Source organism: Aeromonas sp. CA23, from assembly GCF_002587065.1.
Lineage (GTDB): Bacteria > Pseudomonadota > Gammaproteobacteria > Enterobacterales > Aeromonadaceae > Aeromonas > Aeromonas bestiarum.
Window position 1 is genome coordinate 3,283,679 of the sequence record NZ_CP023818.1, and the last position, 23,515, is coordinate 3,307,193.

Consider the following 23,515-nt stretch of genomic DNA (forward strand, 5'->3'; position numbering starts at 1 on the left):
GGCGTTAGCGGCAAATCTTGTAGTAGACCTCGTTCCACTGCAGTGTCTGTTTGAGCTCGGGGATCCGGGTGTGCTCATCGATCACCACTAACTCTATGCCCATGATGTCGGCGAAGGTACGCAACTGCTCTATGTCGACCGATTGGGTGAACACAGAGTGGTGGGCGGCCCCCGCCAGGATCCAGGCCTCGGCGCTGGTTTGCAGGTCCGGCATGGGTTGCCACAGGGCGCTGGCCACCGGCAGCTTGGGCATGGCCTCTGGCAGGTCCACCACCTCCAGCTGATTGACCACCAGCCGGAAGCGGTTGCCCAGATCGATGAGGCTGGCGTTGACCGCCTTGCCGGCGGGGGCCGCGAACAGCAGGCGGGCCGGGTCGGCCTTCTTGCCTATCCCTAAATGCTGGGCATCCAGCACGGGTTTATCGGCCGCGATGGAGGGGCAGACCTCCAGCATGTGGGCGCCCAGCACCAGGTTGTTGCCCGCCTCCAGGTGGTAGGTGTAGTCCTCCATGAAGGAGGTGCCGCCCGCAAGGCCGGTTCCCATCACCTTGATGGTGCGCAGCAGGGCCGCGGTCTTCCAGTCCCCCTCCGCGCCAAAGCCGAAGCCTTGCTGCATCAGGCGCTGACAGGCGAGCCCCGGCAGCTGGTGCAGGCCGTGAAGGTCTTCAAAGGTGGTGGTGAAGGCGCCAAAGCCGCCGTCGGTGAGGAATTTCTTCATCCCCAGCTCCTGGCGCGCCGCCTCATACAGAGAAGCGCGAAGCTCCCCGCCCGCCTGCACCGCCTCGGTCAGGGTGTAGGTTTCTTCGTATTCGGCCAGCAGCGCCTCGATGTCGCTTGCGGGCACGGCGTCGATGACCTTCACCAGATCCCCGACCGGGTGGTAGTTCACCTGATAACCGAACTGGATCTGGGCCTCAATCTTGTCGCCCTCGGTGACCGCCACGTTGCGCATGTTGTCGCCAAATCGGGCGATCTTCAGGTGGCGGCTGTCGTGAATGGCGGCGGCGACCCGCATCCAGTTGCCCAGCTTGCGGTGGGCCTCTTCATCCTGCCAGTGACCGACCACCACGGTGCGCGGCAGCCGCAGGCGAGCCCCCATGAAACCGAACTCACGGCCACCGTGGGCGGTCTGGTTCAGGTTCATGAAGTCCATGTCGATCTCGCTCCACGGCAGATCCCGGTTGAACTGGGTGTGGAATTGCAGCAGGGGTTTTTGCAACTGACTCAGCGCCGGGATCCACATCTTGGCGGGGGAGAAGGTGTGCATCCACACCATGAGACCTATGCAGCGCTCGTCGTGGTTGGCATCCCGAGCCACCGCGCTTATCTCGTCGAGGGTGGTGCCGGTGGGCTTGAGCACTATCTTGACTGGCAGGCCGGCGCGCTCGTTGAGCTGGCTGGTGATGGTGTGGGCGTGATCGGCCACCTGCTTCAGGGTGGCGGCGCCATACAGGTGCTGGCTGCCGACCAGGAACCACACTTCCAGCTGTTTCATCAATTCCATCTTGGTGTCCTCTGTTTATGCTTTTGTCTGGCCGTAATAGGCGTGTTTGCCATGTTTGCGCTGGTAGTGCTTCTCCAGCAGGTAATCGGGCAGGGGGCGGGCTGCGGGGTTGATCTGGCCGGTGAGCCAGGCCATGCGCGCCACCTCTTCCAGCACCACGGCGTTGTGTACAGCATCATCGGCGCTCTTGCCCCAGCTGAAGGGGCCGTGGTTGGCCACCAGCACCCCCGGCATGGCGAGGATGGGAGTCTGCTTGAGGGTCTCGACGATGAGGTGACCGGTCAGCCCCTCGTAATCCTCCTCCACTTCACCCGGGGTGAGCAGGCGCGAGCAGGGGATCTCGCCGTGAAAATAGTCGGCCTGGGTGGTGCCGAAAATGGGGATGGCGCGCCCCGCCTGGGCCCAGGCGGTGGCGTGGGTGGAGTGGGTGTGCACCACGCCGCCAAGCTCTGGATAGGCGCGATAGAGCACCAGGTGGGTGGCGGTGTCGGAGGAGGGGCGCAAGGCGCCCTCCACCTGCTTGCCCGCCAGATCCAACACCACCATGTCTTCGAGCAGCATCCGCTCATAACTGACGCCGCTCGGCTTTATCACCACCAGATTGCGCTCTCGGTCGATGCCGCTCACATTGCCCCAGGTGAAGGTCACCAGCGCGTGGCGCGGCAGATCCAGGTTGGCGACGAGCACCTGCTCCTTGAGCATCTTGAGGTTCATGCCGGTACTCCCCGGTTGTAGAGCGGCTCGGCGGCGGCGCCCCAGGCGAGGTAGCGCTGGTAGAGACGCTCGTATTCGGCGACCCGCTCAGGGTCAGGCTGGTGGGTGCGCTCCACGGCGCTCGCCATGTGGCGCTGAGCCTCGGCCACATCGCTATGGATCCCGGCCGCCACGGCGGCAAAGATGGCCGCCCCCAGGGCGCAGCACTGATCCGAGGCCACCACCTGGATGGGCCTGTTCATCACGTCGGCGCAGGTCTGCATCACTGTGGCAGATTTGCGGGCTATGCCGCCAAGGGCGATCACCTGCTCCACCGGTACCTGCTGACTGGTCATGCACTCCATGATGCTGCGGGCCCCGAAGGCGGTGGAGGCCACCAAGGCACCGAACAAGTCGGGCGCATCCGTGCCGAGGTTGAGCCCGGTGACTGTGCCCTGCAGGCGCTGGTTGGCGTAAGGGGTGCGCCGGCCGTTGAACCAGTCGAGCACCACCGGCAGGTGGGCCAGATCGCGCTGCTGCTCCCAGGCGGCGGCGAGGCTTGGCAGCAGCTCCCGCTTGTGGGCCTCGATGGCGGTGCGCAGCTCCGGATACTGGGCGGCGAGGCTCTCCAGCGGCCAGCCGAGCTGGCGCTGATACCAGGCATAGATGTCGCCGAATGCCGATTGCCCTGCCTCCAGCCCCACCATGCCCGGCACCACGCTGCCGTCCACCTGGCCGCAGATCCCGGCAATGGCCCGATCACCTATGGTGGCTTCGTCGGCGATCAGGATGTCGCAGGTGGAGGTGCCTATCACCTTGACCAGCGCATTGTTGCCGGCCCCGGCCCCCACCGCCCCCATGTGGCAGTCAAAGGCGCCGCCGGCGATCACCACCTCGCAGGAGAGATGCAGCCGCTCCGCCCACTCGGGGGTCAGGGTGCCGACCGGCAGATCGGCGGTCCAGCTGTCGGTAAAGAGCGGGTAGTCGAGATCCTCGGTCAACAGCGGATCCAGTGCGTTGAGAAACTCGGCGGGGGGCAGGCCGCCCCAGCTCGGGTGCCAGAGAGACTTGTGGCCGGCGGCGCAGCGCCCGCGTCGGACGTCGGCCGGGGCCTGGGTGCCGCTCAGGATGGCGGGCACCCAGTCGCACAGCTCGACCCAGTTGCAGGCGGCGGCGCGCACCGCCGCATCACTGCGGGAAACGTGCAGTATCTTGGCCCAGAACCACTCGGAGGAGTAGACCCCGCCTATGTAGCGGCTGTAGTCGGGGAACTGGCCGCCGTGGCAAAGGGCGGTGATGGCCTCGGCCTCCTCGATGGCGGTGTGATCCTTCCACAGCACGAACATGGCGTTGGGGTTGTCGGCAAACTCCGGACGCAGGGCCAGCACACGCCCCTCCTTGTCGATGGGGGCTGGCGTGGAGCCTGTGCTGTCCACCCCTATGCCACGCACGGCGGCGCGCTGGGCCGGGGTGAGCTGGCTCACCACTGCCACCACCGCCTGCTCCATGGATTCCAGATAGTCGAGGGGGTGGTGGCGGAACTGGTTGGTGACCGGTTGGCAGTAACGACCGGCCTGCCAGCGCGGGTAATAGACGACCTGGGTTGCCAGCTCGGCGCCGTCGTGGCAGCGCACGGCGAGTGCCCTGACCGAATCGCTGCCGAAATCGAGTCCGATGGTGATCTGCTCGGACCTGGGGTGCTCAGACATAAGTGCTCCTGACCATCAATGAGGGGTGACTGGTGAGGAACCATAGGAGATGGACCGCATGGGCGGTTAGCCATTGGCTGCTGGAAATATGGATTTAAACGCTATGCCGGCAAGAGGGTGACGGCCATCGAAGATCGGCTATGTGATTATTTTGCTGAAAACATAGACAAAACGGCTGCAATTTCATGGCGTGATCCTGCTCTCCATTTTTCCATGTGAAAACGATTACAACTTGGTTCGCTCAACTAGCAACAACAATAACGTCCTGTTTAAACATGTTTTTATATGGCTGCGACTTGATTGACTCAAGGAGCAGCACTGCGTGGATACATGGATTGATAGAACACCTGGAGACACTCGCATGAACAAAATCGTTAACAGCATGATCGCAATGGGGTTTGCCCTTGGTATGGCAAATTCTGCTTTCTCGGCCGAGGCGCTGAAGCTGGGCTACCTGGTCAAGCAACCGGAGGAGCCCTGGTTCCAGACCGAATGGAACTTCGCCGACAAGGCGGGCAAGGATCTCGGTTTCGAGGTGATCAAGATAGCCGTCCCCGATGGCGAGAAGACCCTCAATGCCATCGACAGCCTGGCGGCCAACGGCGCCAAGGGCTTCGTCATCTGTACCCCGGATCCCAAGCTCGGGGCCGCCATCATGGCCAAGGCCAACAGCATGGATCTGAAGGTCATTACTGTGGATGACCAGTTCGTCAACGCCAAGGGCCAGCCCATGGAGCAGGTGCCGCTGGTGATGATGGCCGCCACCAAGATTGGCGAACGCCAGGGTCAGGAGCTCTACAAGGAGATGCAAAAACGCCAGTGGGATGTGAAGGCGACCGGGGTGCTCGCCATCACCGCCGACGAGCTGGACACCGCCCGTCGCCGGGTTGAAGGCTCCCTGAGCGCGCTCAAGACCGCCGGCTTCCCAGAGGCCCAGATCTACCGCTCACCCACCAAGGCCAACGACATTCCGGGGGCGCTGGATGCCGCCAACTCCATGCTGGTGCAACACCCCGAGGTGAAGAACTGGCTCATCGTCGGCATGAATGACAATACGGTGCTCGGCGGCGTGCGCGCCACCGAAGGGCAGGGCTTCAAGGCCGAGAACGTCATCGGCATCGGCATCAACGGGGTGGATGCGGTGAACGAGCTCTCCAAGTCCAGCGCCACCGGCTTCCTCGGCTCCTTGCTGCCAAGCCCGGACGTGCACGGCTACAAGAGCATCCAGATGCTCCATGACTGGGTGGTCAACGGAGCAGAGCCGGCCAAGTTCACCGAGGTGACCGATGTTGTGCTCATCACCCGCGACAACTTCAAGGTCGAGCTGCAGAAGAAAGGTCTGTGATTGACGCCATTTAAACCCTGACACCGAGACCGGCATGACGCTGTGGCGTCATGCCGGTTGGCTGGAGTGAACACATGAATCAGGTTCCTTATCTGGAGTTTTGCGGCATCAGCAAGGAGTTTCCCGGCGTCAAGGCGCTGCAGAACGTCTCCTTCTCCTGCCAGCAGGGCTCGGTGCACGCGCTGATGGGGGAGAACGGCGCGGGCAAATCCACCCTGCTCAAGATCCTGAGCGGCTTTCAGGCCCCCACCACAGGGGTGGTGAAGCTGGCCGGCCAGGAGCGGGTCTTTCAGAGCACGGTCGACGCCCTGGAGAGCGGGATCGCCATCATCTATCAGGAGTTGCACCTGGTGCCCGAGATGACCATCGCCGAGAACATCTATCTCGGCCAGCTGCCCACCCGGCGCGGGGTCATCGATCGGGAGAAGCTCTATCAGGATGCGGCCAGGCAGCTGGCGCGCCTCGGCATGGATGTGTCGCCGGAGACGCCGCTCAAGTACCTGTCCCTCGGGCAATGGCAGATGGTGGAGATCGCCAAGGCGCTGACCCGGGATGCCAGCGTCATCGCCTTCGACGAGCCGACCAGCAGTCTCTCGTCCCGCGAGATAGATCAGCTGTTTCGGGTCATCCGTCAGTTGCGCGACGAGGGCAAGGTCATTCTCTACGTCTCCCATCGCATGGACGAGATCTTCGCCCTGTGCGACGCCATCACCGTCTTCAAGGACGGCCAGTTCGTGCGCACCTTCGCCTCAATGGCCGAAGTCAGCCGGGATCTGCTGGTCAAGACCATGGTGGGACGGGAGCTGACCGATGTCTATGGCTACAGCCCAAGGCCGCTTGGCGAGGCGGGCCTCAAGGTGGAGAACCTGATGGGACCCGGCCTGAAGGCACCCATCTCGTTTGAGGTGAAACGGGGGGAGATCCTCGGCATCTTCGGGCTGGTGGGAGCCGGTCGCAGCGAGCTGATGAAGCTTATCTTCGGCGCCGAGAAGGCGCGTGGGGGCGAGATTGCCGTGTTCGGCAAGCCGGTGCCCATTCGCAACCCCATCGATGCCATTCACAGCGGCATCATGCTCTGTACCGAAGACCGCAAGGCGCTCGGCATCATCCCCATCCACTCGGTGCAGGAGAACATCAACATCAGCGCCCGCCGCCACAAGGCGTGGGGGGGCTTCTGGATCAACCAGAAATGGGAGGATGAAAACGCCAGGCTCAGGATCCGCGACATGCGGGTCAAGACCCCGTCCCCCCATCAGGCCATCATGAACCTCTCCGGCGGCAACCAGCAGAAGGCCATTCTGGGGCGCTGGCTCTCCGAAGACATGAAGGTCATCTTGCTCGACGAGCCAACCCGCGGCATAGACGTCGGGGCCAAAAACGAGATTTACAACGTGATTTACGATCTGGCCAAGGTGGGCATCGCCGTGGTGGTGGTCTCAAGCGAGCTGCCGGAAGTGCTGGGCATCGCGGATCGGATCATGGTCATGCGGGAGGGGGAGATCGCCGGCGAGCTCTCCCACGATGAGGCCGACGAGATCAAGGCGCTCAATCTGGCCATGCCGGCCCGTTAATCCCCTGTGACTGCAACGCGATAGCACCCGGAAACTTCAGGAGAAATAACATGACAACAACTACCTCAGTCGGTCAGGCCGCGACCGTCTCTGCGACGAGCGGCTCCCGCCTGCAACTGGCCCGGATCTGGGATCAATACGGCATGCTGGTGATCTTCGCCATCCTGTTCTTGCTGGCCTGCGTGCTGGTACCCAACTTCGCCAGCCTGATCAACATGCGCGGCCTGGGGCTCGCCGTCTCCATGTCGGGCATGGTGGCCTGCGGCATGCTGTTCTGCCTCGCCTCCGGCGAGTTCGACATGTCGGTCGGCTCTGTGGTGGCCTGCTCGGGCGTCGCCTGCGCCGTGGGCATCAACGCTACCGAGAGCATCACGGTCGGCATACTGGCCGGCATGTCAGTGGGGGTGCTGTTTGGCCTCATCAACGGCATAGTGGTGGCCAAATTCAAGATCAACGCCCTCATCACCACCCTGGCCACCATGCAGATGGCGCGCGGGGTGGGCTACATCATCTCGGACGGCAAGGCGGTCGGCATAGTGGAAGAGGGCTTCTTCGAACTCGGCAACTCAGCCCTGCTCGGGATCCCGACGCCGGTCTGGCTGACGGCGCTCTGCTTCGTGCTGTTTGGTCTGCTGCTCAACAAGACCACCTTCGGTCGCAACACCCTGGCCATGGGGGGCAACGAGGAGGCGGCGCGCCTCGCCGGGGTCAACGTGGTGCGCACCAAGATCATCATCTTCACCATGACGGGGCTGATTGCCTCCATCGCGGGCATCATACTCGCGTCGCGCATGACCTCGGGCCAGCCCATGACCTCCATCGGCTTCGAGCTGGTGGTCATCTCGGCCTGCGTGCTGGGCGGGGTCTCCATGAAGGGGGGGATTGGCAAGATCTCCTACATCATCGCCGGCGTGCTGATCCTGGGACTGATGGAGAACGCCATGAACCTGCTCAACATATCCCCGTTCGCCCAGTACGTGGTGCGGGGCCTTATCCTGCTCGCCGCCGTGCTGTTCGACCGCTACAAGCAGGTGCGCAAGGCGCGTGTCTGATCTCCCTTCAACCGGCCCGGGCCCGCATTCTGCGGGCCTGATTGCCGATTGTCCCATGATGGCCGGTGACACCATGGCGCACGGCCCATGCCATTGTGAGCCAGTTCAACAATTTCACATGACGCCGAGCGTCGGATGGCGCGTTCCCAAGGTGAGTCTTTACAATGGCCCAAGCCGATTTTTTTACCCAAGCGCTGTTTTCCGCCATGTCCTCGATGCAAAAAGAGAAACCGAAACAACTCAACCCCCTGTTGCCGGGGTACGCCTTCGACGTCTTCCTGGTCTCGGGCATGACCCCCATAGAGCAGGGGAGTGCGCTCGACTTCATCATCGACCGCCCCCAGGGCATGAAGGGCTTCATCGTCAACCTGACCATCAGGGGCAAGGGGCAGATATTTCAGGGGGAGCAGGCCTTCACGGTGGAGCCCGGCGATCTGTTGCTGTTCCCGCCGGCGGCGGTACACCATTACGGCCGGGCGCCGGATGCGCGGGAGTGGTATCACCGCTGGGTCTATTTCAGGCCGAGGGCCTATTGGGCCGACTGGCTCAAGTGGCCGCAGGTGACGGAGCGGGTGGGTCGCCTGCAACTGGCGGACAGCCAGTTGCTCGCCGAGTTCGATGCCCTGTTCCTCGACATCGAAGAGACCCACCAGCAGCTCAGACCCATGTCGGAGCAGCTGGCCATGAACCTGCTGGAGCGGCTGCTCATCCGTTGCTACGAGGCCTCCTCCCTCAATGCCTACCCCACCATAGATCACAGAGTTCACCAGGCGTGCCAGATCCTGAGCGAGTCGCTCTGTGCCGAGATCTCGGTGGAGGCGCTGGCGGAGCAGGTGTTTTTGTCTCCTTCACGGCTGGCTCACCTGTTTCGCGAGCAGGTGGGGGTGAGCATAGTGCGCTGGCGCGAGGATCAGCGGATCATGCGGGCCAAGCTGCTGCTGCAGACCACCCCCATGTCGGTGGCCACCATAGGCCAGCAGGTGGGCTATGACGATCAGCTCTACTTCTCGCGGGTGTTTCGAAAGCGGGTGGGGGTCAGCCCGACCGAATACCGCAAATGCGCCACCCCACTGTGACCTCTAGTTTGACGATGCGGCTCGTTTTGCCCCATGAGTTGTCACCGCATGCCGGTGTGGCCGCTTGGAGCAGGCTGCGTCATTATTCCTCATCGATGGCGGCAAAGCGCTCCACCAGATAGTCGATCAGCGCCCGCACCGAGGGGAGCAGGCCGCGGCGGGAGGGGAAGACGGCGTGGATGATCTCGGGCCTTGGCTCCCATTCGGGCACCACTTGCACCAGATCACCGGCGGCCAGCTGCTCCCGCACCATCAATAGCGGCAACTGGGCCACGCCGACCCCGGCCAGGGCGGCGCTACGCAGTGCCACCATGTCTGTGGTCACGAAACGGGGCTGGTGGACGACGCTGGCATGGGCATCATCCGGCCCGAACAGCGACCAGTGATGGCTCTGCTGCAAGGTGCCCAACCCCATGCTGGGCCAGCCGTTCAGCTCGGAAGGGGCGGCGGGAAACCCATGTTGTGCCATGAGTGCCGGGCTCGCCACCAGGCACTGCCTGCGATCCGCCAGCACCCGGATCACCAGTTCGCTGTCTTGCAGCGGCGGCGGCCTGACCCGGATCGCCACATCCACTCCTTCTGCGATGAGATCCACCCGCCGGTTTGTTCCCTCCAGCTGCACGCTGACCTGCGGATGGTGCGCCATGAAATCCGCCAGCATGGGGCCGACATGGGTGTGCAGCAGGGCGATGGGGCAGCTCAGGCGGATCAGGCCGCAGGGCTCGGCGCGGGTCACCTCGATGGCGGCCTGCGCCGCCTCGGCTTCCACCAGCATCGCCTTGCAGTGCTCGTAATAGGTGCGGCCCAGCTCGGTCACAGTGAACTGGCGGGTCGAGCGCTGGATCAGGCGCACGCCGAGCCGCTCTTCGAGCAGTGCGATGCGGCGACTGAGCCGGGATTTCGGCATGCCGATGGCCCGTCCGGCGGGGGCAAAGCCGCCGTGATCCACCGCCTGGACGAAGTAGTAGAGGTCGTTCAGATCCTGCATAGGGTGCTCTCATCGTTCCAAAAATAGGACGCTGATGCTCAATTTAGCAGTCTACTCATGGATTAGTCTCGAAACTAAGCTATCTCCAACGATGAAATCCACCGGATAATTCAGGAGCTACAGATGAAAAAGATCCTCGGCGTCTACAGCGCACCCCGCCCTCACTGGGTTGGCGACGGCTTCCCCGTTCGCTCCCTCTTCTCATACAGCCGCCACGGCAAGCAACTGAGCCCCTTCCTGCTGCTCGACTATGCCGGCCCGGCCAATTTTACGCCGACCAGCCAGCCGCGCGGCGTGGGTCAGCATCCCCATCGCGGCTTCGAGACGGTGACCATCGTCTACAAGGGCGAAGTGGCGCACCGGGATTCGACCGGTCAGGGCGGCGTGATAGGCCCGGGTGACGTGCAGTGGATGACCGCCGGTGCCGGTATCCTGCACGAAGAATTTCACGCCCCGGCCTTCAGCGAGTCGGGCGGCGAGCTCGAGATGGTGCAGCTGTGGGTGAACCTGCCGAGCCGGCACAAGATGACGCCGCCCGGCTATCAGGCCATCTTCGATCGGGATATTCCAACGGTGGCGCTGGCCCAGGGCGCAGGCACAGTGCGGGTCATCGCCGGGGAATTCGAGGGGCACAGCGGCCCGGCCCGAACCTTCAGCCCGCTGCATGTCTGGGATCTGCGGCTGGTGCAGAGCAGCGTCAGCACATTCGAGTTGCCCGAAAGCTGGACCGGCGCGCTCGTCGTGTTGAAGGGGACCGTGCAGGTCAACGGCAGCGCCATTGCCCGGGAGGCGCAGATGGTGGTGCTGGACAGGGCGGGGCGGCAGGTCATGATCGAGGCAAACAGCGAGGCTGTGGTGCTGCTGCTCAGCGGTGAGCCCATCGAGGAGCCCATAGTGGGTCACGGCCCCTTCGTGATGAACAGCCAGGAGGAGATAGTGCAGGCCATCGATGACTTCAACAGCGGCAGATTCGGCGTGATGCCGGAGTGATAAATTGACAAGGCCCTCGCATGAGGGCCTTGTTTTTATTGTGCTGCGGTCAGCGCTGGCGAGCCTTGAACCTGGGGTTGCTCTTACAGATCACGAACAGCTTGCCGCGACGGCGGACAATCTGGCAATCCGGATGGCGCGACTTGGCTGATTTGAGGGAGGAGAGCACTTTCATGACTTGTCTTTTCCTTTGTTGAAGAACTGACCAAAGCGCTGGCCGAAACGGGCAACCTGACCTTCCTTGCTGACCTGCTTCTGTTTGCCGGTGTAGAAGGGGTGTGACGCGCTGGAGACATCCAGGGTCACATAGGGATAGGTCTTGCCGTCTTCCCACAATTTGGTGCGATCTGTCTTGAGGGTGGAACCCACCAGAAAATAGGTGTTGCCTGTCAGGTCGTGGAACAGGACCTGGCGGTATTCGGGGTGTATGTCGGGACGCATGATACTCGCTCAATGAATTGATATGTTATCTTATAACAATTAAATCATGCTCCTGTTGAGAATGAATATCAACAAATTTTTGGAATGACACCTGGGGGCCGGACCGGCATAGAGGAAAAACCGGCTGGCGTGCACCGCCTGGGAGCGGGGAAGTCCGGTTATCTGCCGCGTCGCTGCGACTTTGGTTGAAGGCCTGTCTGGGGAAGCAGATAATGCCCCCTTTACTTTTGATTTTTACTGTATAAAAATACAGGTATAAATCATGGAGACTTATCCTATGCGTCTGGAAATCATCATCGACAAGAAACATCAGATCCCTACCACCACCATGGAGGCGCTGCGTCAGGAGTTGCTCAAGCAGTTGGGCGAGAAATTCCCCGACCTGCATGTACGGGTCGCGCCGGGCGGCGCCATGGCGATGACGGTCAGCCGTGCCAGCAAGGAAGACAAGGAGCTGGCAGAGGCCATGGTGCAGGAGGTGTGGGAGAACGCCGACAGCTGGATGCCGGAAAACGCCGCCTCCTGAGGCTCGCTGGCAGCCGCGAGAGTCGTGTATGGCAGGCGCCAGCCTGACTCAATCCGGATCAGAGAAAACGCAGCCCCGGGCTGCGTTTTTCGTTTCTGATCACTCGGGGATTGGCCTGTTCACCCCATGCAGGAAGGGGGAGCCCGCGCCTTACAACCCGGCCCAGTGCTTGAGGCTATTGACCTGCACCCGCTGGTCGGCCTGGGCTATCTCGCCATGGGTGCGTAGCGCCTTGATGGCGTCGGGCAGGGCGGCGCGTATCTCGGCGGCCGTCATGCCGGCCTGCAGGGCGGGGTGATAGGCGAGCTTGAGCAGCACATAGTCGAGTCCGGTCGGGAAGCTGTCGATGCTGTTGTCGTTGAAGATGGAGGGAAACACCTTGTCCGAGTCGTTGGGCAGCCCCATCACCTGGGTGAGTTCCTCCACCACGCAATCGAGAAAACGCCCCTTGGCCCGGCTGTAATCCACCGGAATGATGATGGTGGCGCGGGCTATCTCATGGCGGGCATTGGTGGCGAAATTGGCCATGCACAGCCCCTCCTTGAGCGCCGTCTTGATGGAGGCATCCTGGCCCATGGTGCGGCTGGCCCAGCTCGCCATCTGCGAGCGCTGGGTCATGATCAGGGTGATGTTGGCTTTGTCGTTCACCAGCGTGATGGGGCGACCTATGATGCTGGCCAGATGCTGGCTCTGGATCTTGACCACCTCGGCCTGCAGCGGCTTGTCGCCAAATTCGTTGATGAGCCTGAGACGGATGGGCTGCTGCCAGCGGGAGAAGCGTACCCCCTGCTCGTGGCCATATTCCCGTTTCATGGCGACTTCGAAGAAGCTTTGAGTCAGATAGGCATCGCTCTGCCAGCGTTCGGCGGCGTGCAGGGGAAGTGACGGGAGCAGCATCACCAGGCTCCACACACCCATCAAGCAGCCCTTGAGTGTGCGGGCACGGGGCAGCAGCGGATGGCGCAACGGGATCATGTTTCCTCCTTGAAACGGCAGTCAGTCAGCGTGCGGCACGCTCGAGATCGCGCCAGGTGAGCCAGAGCCTGAGATCAAACTCCAGTTGATGATAGTCCGGCTCCATGTGTTGACAGAGCTGGTAGAAGGCCTTGTTGTGATCCTTCTCCTTCAGGTGGGCCAGCTCGTGCACCACTATCATCTTCAGGAAGGCGGGGTGAGCCTCCTTGAACAGGGCGGCGATGCGGATCTCGTTCTTGGCCTTGAGCTTGTTGCCCTGCACCCGGCTGACATAGGTGTGCAGGCCGAGGGCATCCTTGATCACGTTGATCTTGCCATCGAAGATCACCTTGGACAGCGGCGCCGAGCTTTTCAGATAGCGGTTCTTCAACTCCATGGCGTAACCCAGCAGCGCCTTGTCACTCTGGATCAGGTGGCTGTCCGGGTAGCGTTTCTCCAGCATGTCGCCCAGCTTGCCGGCCGCGATCAGCTGTTGTACCTGGGCCTTGAGCTGGTCCGGGTAGCCCCCGAGATAGGTCAGTTCCACCATGGTTTGTCACTCGTCATATCAAAAAAGAGCGCCATTGTAGTCATCCTGTCTCGGCTTGGGTAGGGCTTGCTCCCTTCCCGGTGTGTGTTCGTCCAAACAAAAGGGCCGTCACTGTGATCAATGACGGCCCTTACTGGCGATGGTGCGGGATCAGCGCCTGCGATAGAGGCCCGGGTCCACCTCTTCATACTGGCTCACCAGATATTGATAGAAGGCGAGGCTGGAAGGGGAACTCGGTTTTTTCAGCTCGTCGGCAATCCGTTCCGGCTTGGCGATGATGAACTTGGGACTCTGGCGCTTGATGTCGGCCAGCACACGTTCACGCACGTCGTAGGGCGGATTGACGTTGGCAAAGAAGAGATAGGCGGAGGCCGGCTGGCGATCGGTCCACAGATAATATTGCGGCTGTATGCCATCGACCCAGATCTTGTCGGTCGGGCCGGTTTCGGCCTTGATCCGATCGACCCGTACCTGGGCCGGCGGGTTGAACGGCCTGCCCTTCAGGCTGCCTTCCCAGGCGTTGTTGAGCAGCAGGGCCAGCATGGCCAGCGAGGCGAGCCAGGGGGTGGCACTGCGCACATCCCAGGCGCGCCACAGGGGCACCAGGATCAGCACGGGCAGGGCCCACAACAGGCTGTTGCCGAGCACTTCCCGCACCCGCTCCAGCGACCACTCCTTGGTGCTCCAGCCGTATCCGAGCTGCTGGGCCAGCAGCCAGCTGGCGGTCAGTACCACCAGCGAGATGCAGAGCAGGCCGAGGCCATCGGCCTGCTGTTCGCTGCGATCCAGCAGGCAGGCGAGCGGCAGCAGGGCCAGCGGCAGATAGAGCACGTCGTAGTGATCGAACACATGGCCGGAGACGGAGTTGGCGACCAGGGTAAACACCACGCCGAACAGGGTGGCGCACAGAGCGGGCAGATACCACTCCTGCCGCCGGCCCATCATGAGTACGATGAAGGCGGGCAGCAGCATGATGAGGCCGGTACGCAGCAGGCCGACGCTGCCCACATCCGGCGAGAAGCCGTTGCCGTAGCTGCCCTCGAAGAAGATGTCGAAGGCGTAATATTTGAATTCGGCCAGCAGGCTGTGGTGCTGGAAGTAGGCGAACAGGGGGCCGCCTATCAGGGCCAGACCCAGCAGGCTGGAGAAGAGCAGGGCGAAGGCGCAGCGCCACTGCTCGCGCAGGCACCAGTGGCAGAACAGCACCAGATACCAGGCGCCCCAGAAAGCGCCGTTGTTGGTGCGCATCCAGGCCACGATGGCGAAGGTCAGCGCCGCCACCAGAGCCGGTCCCCAGCTGAAGCGCTTGTCCAGCAGCATGGTGATGAAGGCCCACTGGGCGAGGAGGGCCAGATGGAAGGTCCAGTCCTCGGTCATGTTGCCGTAGTAATAACGGGTGCTGTAGAGCGCCAGCACCGCCAGCATGGTGCCTAGGCGGGCGCGCAGGGAGGCCGAGCTGGCCGAATGCCTGCCAGCTGGCCAGCAGACCGAGCCAGCAGAGCGCCCACTCCAGCAGCCAGATCCCGAAGAAGCCAGCCAGGTTGTAGCCGAGTGCATCGAGGGCGAAGATCATGGGGCCCTTGATGTCGATCATGTCCCGATAGAGCACGCCCCCCTCACTCCACATCTTGCCCATCACAGCAAACAAGGACGCATCGAAGCCGGGAGCCATGCCATGAAACAGCGGGTTGCGCAGGCAGAACAGCAAGGCCAGCAGGCCGGTGAGCAGGATCACCAAGGGCCGCAGGCCCGGATTGACACGAGGAGGGGTAAAACGGATGGCATGATTCATGGGTGACCTGTTCCTGCTGGGAAGTCTCGAAAGCGGGCCTATCTTGCCGAGCCTGACTGCGCTATGCAATGGGCGAGGGAGATGTGCTTGAAATAATTTGCAAAAGTGCCGCCTTCTGGCAAGAAAGCGGCACTTTTTCATGACAAACGCGGCAGAAGCTGTGGCCTGAGTCCCCCAGGGGTCAAGACACGATGCCAGGGCCCTGATACGCCAGCAGCGGCGGCATGACACTCAGCTCGGGCAGATAGCGGGCCCAGCGGATGAAGGCATCCGCCAGCGTGATGCCGAGCTCCTGATTGTGCTGGGTCAGGGTGCGGGCCAGCGCCGTGTAGCCCTCCTTGCCGGAGGCGGTATAGGCGCTTGAGACGCCACGATAGATGGCATCTGCCTCGACCGGCTGCCACTGACCTGGGCTCGCCTCCCACTCCAGCCGGGTGATCCTGGCCCCCTTGGGCTTGTCTGCCTGGTAGCTGAAACGGACCCCGGCAGTATAAGGAAAGCTGCCGCTGCCGTTGCCCGTCACGCCGTTGTTGGTGGCGTTGTCGATGGCCCCCTCCAGCGCCTCGGCCAGTTCATGGCCGTGCACCCGATAGAGGGTGAGCGGAATGGCAAAGGGCAGCAGGCGACCGGCGATGTCCGCCTCGCTCAAGGGGCCGGGTTCGAGGGAGCAGCGCACGCCCCCGGCGTTGTGCAGGGCGAAATCCACCTGACCGACCTGCTCGCGAGCGCCGGTCAGCATGGCGTGGGCCACCAGGGGGGCAACCTGGCTGCCGGCGGGCAAATTGGCATCGGGCAGGCGCTGATGGTGCAGCGGCCCGGCGAGCCGGGTCACGATGCGCTGGGTCATGGTCTCGAGCTCGGGCCGATAGCGCTTGGCCAGATGCAGCTCCAGTGCGGGAGCCGGTTCGCAGAAGTGCAGTCCGGCCGGCGGCACAGAGGCAAACGGCCAGGGTTGCCATGGCAACCACTCCAGCTGGCCCTGACTGCGTTGCACCCGGCCACGGGCGTCAAATTCCAGCTCGCACACCCCGAGACAGAGCGCGCTGTGGGCCGCGTGCAATATCGCCACCTCGTTCACCATCAGCGGATAGCTGCCGTCGCTCTCGAGCCCGAGTGGAGCCAGATCCCCCAGCTGACTGTGGGTGTGGCCGCCTATGATGAGGCTGAGTTCGGGAAAGCGGGCCGCCAGACGCTTATCCTGCTCCAGCCCCAGGTGGCTCAGCAAGATGATGTGGTGTATGCCTTCGGCCTTGATCTCCGCCAGCGCAGCGACCAGGGTCTCCTCTATACCGTGAAAATGGGTATAGGCATCCGGGTTGGCGATGGCGGCCATCTGCGGCAGCGTGATACCGAGCAGGGCGAAGGGCACGCCGTCTATGATGCGCTTGTGCCAGGGGCGGCTGGCATCATGCAGCATGGGCAGACCCCTCAGCCGCAACGGGGCATCGGCCGGTTCCTGACTGCTGTCCAGGTTGGCGGCCAGCACAGGGAAGTCGAGCTGGCGCAAAAACTCCACCAGAGGACCGTTGCCCAGATCGAACTCATGATTACCGATCACCATGGCATCCGGTCGCAGCAGGCCCAGCAGATCTGCGTTGGCGCGCCCCTTGAAACGGTTGAAATAGAGCGAACCCTGGAAGGTGTCACCGCCGTGCAGGAACAGGCAGGTCTGACCCGCCGCGTCTGCCTGCTGGCGCAGGGCGGTGAGTCGGGAAAGGATGCGGGCATAGCCGCCACACTGAGTGCGCCACTCGGACTCGCCAACGGGGGAGAAGCGCATGGGGGCGCCATCGAAATGGGAGTGGCAGTCACTGAAATGGGCAAGTTGAACCGTAATACTCATCTCGGTCCTCCTTAGAGAAAAAAGAGCACAGAGTCTACTCCAAGCTCGGGGGAAGATACCAGCCCGGCAGGACGCCGGGCTGGTGAGACAATCGCCAGATCAGGCGGGGCCCTGGGTCAGGCCCCCGCTGATTCAGGTCGAATGTCAGGCGGGGACCATGATCTGGGTAGCGAGGATCACCACCACCAGGCCGACGGCGACCGGCACCGAGGTGCGCTTGACCACCTCGAACGGAGAGAGGTTGCCCATGCCCGCACAGGCGACCACCACGCCGGAGACCGGGGATATGGTGCGGCCCAGGTTGGAGGCCTGCAGCATGGGGATGACCAGGTAGGCGGGATTGACGCCCAGACTGGTGGCAAGATGGGGGATCAGCTCCACGAAGGCGTAGAAGGGGGCGTTGCCGGAACCCGTGGTAAAGGCCGCCAATGTGGTGATGACCACCAGAACCAGCATGATGACGATGCCGCCTGTGCCAAAGCTCTGGGCCAGATCCAGCAGATTTGCGATGAAGCCGAGCCCCATCAGACCCTGGGCAAACACACCGGCACCCACCAGCAGCATGACTACGCCAGCGAAGGCGTCAGCCATGCTGCGCCAGCACACCTGCAGACCGTCGAGCAGCTCTTTGCCATTGCGTTTGCGCACCAGTTCCAGCAGGGCGGCCAGCACCAGACAGATGACGATGATGGTCACTATGTCGAGCTTGGGACCCAGTTTTCCGTCAAACAGCAGCACGCCTATGATGGGGGTGAACGGCAGTATGGCGTAGAAGCCGGGGGCATCGGTGATGAGATCGCTCGGGGCGACAGGCTCGTTGTGCTCGCCCGATTTCTGGTCCAGATAGCGCTGCCAGAAGAAGTGGGTCACCGCCATGGCGGCGATGGCCACCAGCGAGATGGGCAGGGTCAGCTTGAAGGCAAAGTCGAGCAGCTCCATGTTGGCGGCCTGGGCGGCCATCACCACATCCCCCGAGGTGGGCGCCAGTATGATGGCGGCCGGGGAGGCGCACACCGCCGCCGCCGCGCCACGGGAGATCCCCATGTTGACCATCAGCGGGAACAGGGTGGCCATCAGCAGCACGCCGAGGCCGGTCGCCGAACTCACCGCCAGCGACATGGCACAGGCCACCAGATAGGCGGCGACCAGCAATATGTAGGGGGACTTGATGATGCCGAGCGGTTTGCTGGCCAGCTTCACCAAGATGGTGTTGGCGCCTATGTGGCTCATGTAGCCGGCGAAGCCGCACAACACCATGATCAGCATGCCAAGGCCACCGCCACGATCCACCAGCAGGAAGCGCACATATTCAAAGACATCGGTGGCCACGTGACCGGTGGAGGTGACGCTGGCAGGCAGTACCGCCTTGCCCATCAGGGCGGTAATGGTCAGCAGCAGCAGACCGCCGCTGAGCAGCACCCCGGTGGCCGAGTAGCCCTTGAAGATGTAGCGACCCACGGCCAGGGTGACCAGGGTGCCAATAAGGAGTTCCATCATAGAGTGAGTTCCTGAGTACGAAATGAAGGTGGATACATTTTTGGCGTCAACTTGGAGGTTAATCTGGCCAATCCCGAACTGTATCGACATAAAACTCGGTGATTATTATCCAATAAGGGGTAAGCCACCATGATGTCCATCATCACTTGTGATCTTGCTTGCAAATCAATGAAGGCGCGGGGTTGCGACTTGTCAACCTGACACTTAGGCTTTGTGACGGGAGTAGGTGACAGTCGCGGGGATCGCGGTTAATCTCCTGCTTCGAGTATTAATACGTTGATTATTAATTAAAATAACACCCCGGTCATCAACGAGGTCAAGGCAGCAGAAATGGGAATGGTCAGCAAAGTTTTCATGGTGGCAGCCTTGTTGTATGCCGCCGCGGCAGGGGCCGAAAGTTCCCGTTATGCCGGCATCAAGGTCGCGCCTGACATCAAGGTTGATTTCCAGTTTTACCGGGTTTTTGGACCGGATGTGGTCAGCGTGGCCCGCCAGATAGCAAAGCAGGGACAAACCCAGGCCAGAGGCCATATCGGCATGGCCAGCTACCAACTTTCCTGGCAGTTGCAGACCCGCCCCGAGGTCGATCGCTGCGCGCTGGAGCAGGTCAGGGTCACCACCCGGATCAAGGTGATGGTGCCGAACTGGATGGACAAGGCCAGGGCTTCCGCCGCCGAGCGCCAGAAGTGGGACAAGCTGGTGGCCGCCATGTTCGACTATGAGAGCCGTCACAAGGACATCTTGCTGGAAAGCGTCAGCCAGCTTGGCATCCAGCTGGCACAACTGCCGGTGGAGCGCGATTGCGCCGCCCTGCAATATCAGGCCTGGCAACAGGGGCAGGGGGTGCTGGCCAGCTCGCGCGAGCGTTTCACCCGGTTGCAGCAGCAGACGGATCACGGCCGCAAATTGGGGCTGATCTGGCCCAAGGGCATCTAGCGCATCGGTCGCTGTTGACTGAGATAAAAACGGGCTCCCATCAGGGAGCCCGTTTTTATTGGACTGGAACCGCCAACCGGGGCTGGCGGTCAGTTGAGGGGTTTGCCCTTGAGCAGCTTGCGCACCCAGTAGCGCGCCGGATGGAGCGCCTCCAGCAGATCGGCAGATAGCGGTAGTGGATCGCCACAGATCTCGCTGGCGAGCAGCTCACCACATAGCGGTGCCGAGCAGAGGCCCCGTGAGCCGAGCGCCCCCAGCACATAGAGGCCGGGGTGCAGCGGCAGTGGTGCTGCGTTTTGCTGATCACGCTGAAGCTGGGCGTAGTGATCCGCCAGGTTTGTCAATCTGGCGATTGGCCCCACCACCGGCAGGTGATCCCGACTGGCGCAGCGCACACCCACCCGCGCCTCATTGCCACTGATATCCACTTCGGCTGGCCAGCTCTGATCCGGCAGGCAGGCTTGCAGCCTGGCCTGGTTCTGCTGCTGTTCTTCTGCGCGAAACTCGAGGCTGTTCTGGTTGCGGCCGTAGCTGGCGCCGATGCAGTGCTGGTGGTTGTGCGCGGGGGTGAGGTAGCCGTCGTAACAGAGCACCGTCTTGAGCCGGCTCAAACTGGCCGTGGTCGGCACATGGCTCACCTGGCCGCGCACCGGATAGAGCGGCAGTTCGGCAAAGGGCAGCAGGGCGGGCAACTGGTGGCCGGCGGCGACCACCAGAATGGGAGCCTGCCATTGGCGGCCGGTGTCGCTCTCCACCCGCCAGCCATCCGCCAGCTCATCGATCGTCGTGATGGGGGTGTTATATTCCACCTGCAGCAGGCCGCTGGCCTGCGCCTCCCTGATGGCCGCGCGGGTGAGATCGGCCGGACAGAGCCAGCCCCCCAGCGGATAGCTGACGCCGCTATGGCCGCTGGGCAGGCCCGCGATCCGTTCGGCCTCTGTGGCCGAAAGGGAGTGCATCAGCTCGGGGGGGAAGGGGCCCTGACCCATCTTGGCCAGCTTGGCGCTGGATTTGTCGTCATAGCCGAGCTGTACCACGCCGCACAGATCGAAGGCGATGGGGTGGCGCTCGGCCAGGGCCAGCAGCCGCTGGCGCGCATAGCCAAAGGCCAGCGAATAGAAGCGCGACAGCGCATCGTGCTCGCCATTGAGCAAGGGATAGAGGGCGCCCTGTCGGTTGCCGGAGGCACCGGTGGCAGGCTCGCGGCCTTCGCACAGGAGCGTCACCCTGCGGCCCCGCTCCACCAGCGAGAGCGCCGTCATGGCCGAGGCGATGCCGCCACCTATGATCAGCACCTCGCCGTCCGGGCCTGCGGGGCGGGCATACCAGGGGGCTATGGTCTGCACCGGTTGCTTGTCGGTGCGATCCCCTATCAGCATCTCCCGCTTGCTGCCGTGGCCCTTGACCTTCTTCATGGCAAAGCCGGCGGCAATCAGGCCGCGGCGCACGAAGCCGGCGCAGGTAAAGGTGGCAATGGAGGCGTCGGGGCGAGCGAGACGGGCCAGGCCATCGAACAGCGCTTGCGTCCACATCTCGGGGTTCTTGGCGGGGGAGAAGCCATCCAGATACCAGGCATCCACCAGCCCGCCCTCCTGATGGGGGACTTGCGGCAACATCTCCTTGATGTCGCCAAACCAGAGATCGAGCCGGATGCGGCCCTTGGCAAACTGCAGGCGATGGCAGCCCTGGATCGGCAGCGGCCACTGGGCGATGAGATCCTGGCTCAAGGGAGCAAGCTCGGGCCAGGCCGCCAGCGCCTTGCTCAAATCGCGCTGGGTGAGGGGGTATTTCTCGAAACTGATGAAGTGCAGGCGCGAGCCGTTGCCGGATTGGGGCGCCTGTTCCAGGAAGGCGGCCATTGTCGCCAGAAAGTTAAGGCCTGTGCCGAAACCTGTTTCACCTATCACGAAACTGTCACTATCGTGGTGCGAAAATCGCGCTGGCAACCGATTTTGCTGCAAAAAGACGTAGCGGGTTTCACTTAGACCGTTATCATTGGAAAAGTACACATCCCCGAAGTCACTGGAGACTGGAGTTCCCGCTTCATTCCAGTCCAATCGGGCATGATGTAAGGATGTTTGACTCACGTTTTCCTCTGCTCGCGTCATAAGAACGCGGGCATTCTACGTGAAAGCAGACCAGTTTGGCAGCCGAAAGCGGGTAGACTTGGCGCCAGTTTTTCCAGACGAGATGAATTAATGAGAAGAGCAGTGATCACCGGTATCGGCGTCATCTCCAGTATCGGCAACAACAAGGAAGAAGTGCTGGCCTCCCTGAAAGCAGGTAAATCCGGCATCACCTATTCCGAGCAGTTCGAGCAGCACAACCTGCGCAGCCGTGTCTGGGGTAACATCAAACTCGAGCCGTCTGAACTGATCGACCGTAAAGTCATGCGTTTCATGGGTGACGCTGCGGCCTATGCCTATCTCTCCATGCAACAGGCCATCGAAGATGCCGGTCTGCCGGAAGATCAGGTCTCCAACGAGCGTACCGGCCTGGTAGTCGGTTCCGGTGGTGCCTCCGGCAAGAACACCTCAGAGTCTTGCGACATTGCCCGCGAGAAAGGCGTCAAGCGGGTGGGCCCTTACATGGTGCCGCGCACCATGTCTTCCACCACCTCCGCTTGCCTGGCCACGCCGTTCAAGATCAAGGGTGTGAACTACTCCATCAGTTCCGCCTGCGCCACCTCTGCTCACTGCATCGGTCACGCCATGGAACTGATCCAGCTGGGCAAGCAGGACGTGGTTTTCGCTGGCGGCGGTGAAGAGCTGGACTGGTCCTCCACCATACAGTTCGACGCCATGGGCGCCCTGTCCACCAAGTACAACGACACCCCGGAAAAAGCGTCCCGTACCTATGACGCCGACCGCGATGGTTTCGTCATCTCAGGTGGCGGCGGCATCCTGGTGGTCGAGGAGCTGGAACATGCTCTGGCCCGTGGTGCTCACATCTATGCCGAGCTGACCGGTTACGGTGCCACCTCCGATGGCTACGACATGGTTGCCCCGAGCGGTGAAGGCGCCGTGCGTTGCATGAAGATGGCGATGCAGGGTGTTGGCAAGGTGGATTACATCAACACCCACGGCACCTCTACCCCGGTCGGTGACACCAAGGAGCTGGAAGCCATCCAGACTCTGTTTGGCACCAAGGGTCCCAAGATCTCCGCCACCAAGGCGATGACTGGCCATGCGCTGGGCGCTGCCGGCGTGCATGAAGCTGTCTACTCCTTGCTGATGATGGAGCATGGTTTTATCGCCCCCAGCATCAACATCGAGACCCTGGACGAGAAGGCTGAAGGTCTGCCCATAGTACGCGAGTACGAAGCGGCCGATCTCAATACCATCATGTCCAACAGCTTCGGCTTTGGCGGTACCAACGCCTCCCTGGTATTCAGCAAGTTCAAGGCTTGATGAGTCGATGATGTGAAAAAAGGCGCCGCAAGGCGCCTTTTTTATTGGCAATCGGGCGACCCTCAGGCGGGGTCGGTCAAGGGCAGCCGCATATAGACGGCGCCCTCACCGTACTCGTCCAACGATTTGGGGGTCCTGGCGGGTACAAAGCCCTGCTTGCGCCAGAAGGCCGGGGCATCCTGCACCGCCACCAGTCCGGCATGCTCGTAACCCTCATCGCTGGCGAAGGCGAGGGCTGTCTCCAGCAAGCGCTGGCCTATGCCCTTGCCGCGCGCCTGCGCTGACACGGCCAGATCGTGCAGATAGAACTCGTCGTTCCCCGCCAGCGTCTGCATGGGGACCGAGAGGGAAGGGGGCTGATGGGCGCGCCAGGGATGGCAGAGCAGGTAACCCAGTACCTTGCCCTGATATTCGGCCACCCAACAGCAGTCGGGAGCCAGTTCGGCCTTGTTGCTCATGACCTCGAGGGGTTCAGGATCCAGCTGGTGATAACACTCATCCTGAATGGCCATGATGGTGGGCCAGTCATTGGCCCGGGTAGTGCGGATCTGGATCATAGTCATGGGGCATCGCTGCCTGGGTACGCTGATTAAATAATGTATGCGTCAGCCAGCGTACCAGAATGCGGCCATGAACTG

General features: G+C 62.3%; 20 protein-coding genes and 1 pseudogene. 8 read left to right on the top strand and 13 right to left on the bottom strand.

What is annotated here, in order from left to right; translation table 11 throughout:
• Nucleotides 1-4: 4 nt before the first annotated feature.
• Genes araA through CK910_RS15395 form a run of 3 tightly spaced genes read right to left on the bottom strand, consistent with a single transcriptional unit; the run spans nt 5 to nt 3,906 of the window.
• On the bottom strand, nt 5-1,504 hold the full coding sequence (araA, locus tag CK910_RS15385; RefSeq protein ID WP_098983883.1) for an L-arabinose isomerase: 1,500 nt from the start codon (nt 1,502-1,504) through the stop codon (nt 5-7).
• A 15-nt stretch (nt 1,505-1,519) separates the two neighbouring features.
• Nucleotides 1,520-2,218, bottom strand: a complete 699-nt coding sequence (locus CK910_RS15390) for an L-ribulose-5-phosphate 4-epimerase (protein WP_098983884.1) — start codon at nt 2,216-2,218, stop codon at nt 1,520-1,522.
• Nucleotides 2,215-3,906: a ribulokinase gene (locus tag CK910_RS15395; RefSeq protein WP_098983885.1), complete on the bottom strand. Its 1,692-nt coding sequence runs from the start codon at nt 3,904-3,906 to the stop codon at nt 2,215-2,217. The genes CK910_RS15390 and CK910_RS15395 overlap by 4 nt, the downstream gene beginning before the upstream one ends.
• A gap of 361 nt (nt 3,907-4,267) precedes the next feature.
• On the opposite strand from CK910_RS15395, the gene CK910_RS15400 reads away from it, so the two are divergent.
• From CK910_RS15400 to araC, 4 genes are all read left to right on the top strand, one after another.
• Entirely contained in the window at nt 4,268-5,251 is a 984-nt protein-coding gene (locus CK910_RS15400) for an arabinose ABC transporter substrate-binding protein (RefSeq protein ID WP_098983886.1), read from the top strand.
• Between the two features lie 74 nt (nt 5,252-5,325).
• A complete protein-coding gene (araG, locus tag CK910_RS15405; RefSeq protein WP_098983887.1) occupies nt 5,326-6,822 on the top strand; it encodes an L-arabinose ABC transporter ATP-binding protein AraG in 1,497 nt (498 codons plus the stop codon).
• Nucleotides 6,823-6,872: 50 nt separating this feature from the next.
• On the top strand, nt 6,873-7,874 hold the full coding sequence (araH, locus tag CK910_RS15410; RefSeq protein ID WP_043136153.1) for an L-arabinose ABC transporter permease AraH: 1,002 nt from the start codon (nt 6,873-6,875) through the stop codon (nt 7,872-7,874).
• A gap of 164 nt (nt 7,875-8,038) precedes the next feature.
• Nucleotides 8,039-8,950, top strand: coding sequence for an arabinose operon transcriptional regulator AraC (gene araC, locus CK910_RS15415; protein ID WP_098983888.1), 912 nt, complete (start codon nt 8,039-8,041; stop codon nt 8,948-8,950).
• 82 nt (nt 8,951-9,032) lie between these two features.
• Here araC and CK910_RS15420 read toward each other — a convergent pair whose 3' ends face one another.
• On the bottom strand, nt 9,033-9,938 hold the full coding sequence (locus CK910_RS15420) for a LysR family transcriptional regulator (protein ID WP_098983889.1): 906 nt from the start codon (nt 9,936-9,938) through the stop codon (nt 9,033-9,035).
• A 123-nt stretch (nt 9,939-10,061) separates the two neighbouring features.
• On the opposite strand from CK910_RS15420, the gene CK910_RS15425 reads away from it, so the two are divergent.
• A complete protein-coding gene (locus tag CK910_RS15425) occupies nt 10,062-10,928 on the top strand; it encodes a pirin family protein (RefSeq protein WP_098983890.1) in 867 nt (288 codons plus the stop codon).
• A gap of 49 nt (nt 10,929-10,977) precedes the next feature.
• Here the strand turns inward: CK910_RS15425 and ykgO are convergent, their stop codons facing one another.
• Together ykgO and CK910_RS15435 are read right to left on the bottom strand one after the other, a co-directional pair.
• Nucleotides 10,978-11,103 (bottom strand): type B 50S ribosomal protein L36, encoded by a 126-nt coding sequence (gene ykgO, locus CK910_RS15430; protein WP_005300174.1) that lies wholly within the window; start codon nt 11,101-11,103, stop codon nt 10,978-10,980.
• Nucleotides 11,100-11,369, bottom strand: coding sequence for a type B 50S ribosomal protein L31 (locus CK910_RS15435; protein WP_043556884.1), 270 nt, complete (start codon nt 11,367-11,369; stop codon nt 11,100-11,102). Before CK910_RS15435 ends, ykgO begins: the two co-directional genes overlap by 4 nt.
• Nucleotides 11,370-11,646: 277 nt before the next feature.
• Here CK910_RS15435 and CK910_RS15440 point away from each other — a divergent pair, with 277 nt between their 5' ends.
• Nucleotides 11,647-11,895, top strand: coding sequence for a DinI family protein (locus tag CK910_RS15440; RefSeq protein WP_021140432.1), 249 nt, complete (start codon nt 11,647-11,649; stop codon nt 11,893-11,895).
• Nucleotides 11,896-12,045: 150 nt separating this feature from the next.
• Here the strand turns inward: CK910_RS15440 and CK910_RS15445 are convergent, their stop codons facing one another.
• The 5 genes and pseudogenes from CK910_RS15445 to dcuC form a co-directional block, all read right to left on the bottom strand.
• Nucleotides 12,046-12,870: a DUF2927 domain-containing protein gene (locus CK910_RS15445; RefSeq protein WP_098983891.1), complete on the bottom strand. Its 825-nt coding sequence runs from the start codon at nt 12,868-12,870 to the stop codon at nt 12,046-12,048.
• A gap of 25 nt (nt 12,871-12,895) precedes the next feature.
• The gene (locus CK910_RS15450; RefSeq protein ID WP_098983892.1) at nt 12,896-13,399 is read right to left on the bottom strand and encodes a M48 family metallopeptidase; all 504 of its coding nucleotides are present in this window, start codon (nt 13,397-13,399) and stop codon (nt 12,896-12,898) included.
• A 150-nt stretch (nt 13,400-13,549) separates the two neighbouring features.
• Nucleotides 13,550-15,191: pseudogene (locus CK910_RS15455) on the bottom strand (hypothetical protein).
• A gap of 181 nt (nt 15,192-15,372) precedes the next feature.
• Nucleotides 15,373-17,034: a bifunctional metallophosphatase/5'-nucleotidase gene (locus CK910_RS15460; protein ID WP_098983893.1), complete on the bottom strand. Its 1,662-nt coding sequence runs from the start codon at nt 17,032-17,034 to the stop codon at nt 15,373-15,375.
• Between the two features lie 144 nt (nt 17,035-17,178).
• Entirely contained in the window at nt 17,179-18,531 is a 1,353-nt protein-coding gene (gene dcuC, locus CK910_RS15465) for an anaerobic C4-dicarboxylate transporter DcuC (RefSeq protein WP_065401788.1), read from the bottom strand.
• 336 nt (nt 18,532-18,867) lie between these two features.
• Here dcuC and CK910_RS15470 point away from each other — a divergent pair, with 336 nt between their 5' ends.
• Nucleotides 18,868-19,467 (top strand): DUF922 domain-containing Zn-dependent protease, encoded by a 600-nt coding sequence (locus tag CK910_RS15470; RefSeq protein WP_172955331.1) that lies wholly within the window; start codon nt 18,868-18,870, stop codon nt 19,465-19,467.
• A gap of 89 nt (nt 19,468-19,556) precedes the next feature.
• On the opposite strand, the gene mnmC is transcribed toward CK910_RS15470, so the two are convergent.
• The gene (gene mnmC / locus CK910_RS15475) at nt 19,557-21,575 is read right to left on the bottom strand and encodes a bifunctional tRNA (5-methylaminomethyl-2-thiouridine)(34)-methyltransferase MnmD/FAD-dependent 5-carboxymethylaminomethyl-2-thiouridine(34) oxidoreductase MnmC (RefSeq protein ID WP_172955332.1); all 2,019 of its coding nucleotides are present in this window, start codon (nt 21,573-21,575) and stop codon (nt 19,557-19,559) included.
• Between the two features lie 90 nt (nt 21,576-21,665).
• Here mnmC and fabB point away from each other — a divergent pair, with 90 nt between their 5' ends.
• On the top strand, nt 21,666-22,877 hold the full coding sequence (fabB, locus tag CK910_RS15480) for a beta-ketoacyl-ACP synthase I (protein WP_043136178.1): 1,212 nt from the start codon (nt 21,666-21,668) through the stop codon (nt 22,875-22,877).
• A gap of 62 nt (nt 22,878-22,939) precedes the next feature.
• On the opposite strand, the gene CK910_RS15485 is transcribed toward fabB, so the two are convergent.
• Nucleotides 22,940-23,434: a GNAT family N-acetyltransferase gene (locus tag CK910_RS15485; RefSeq protein WP_098983895.1), complete on the bottom strand. Its 495-nt coding sequence runs from the start codon at nt 23,432-23,434 to the stop codon at nt 22,940-22,942.
• Between the last annotated feature and the right edge of the window lie 81 nt (nt 23,435-23,515).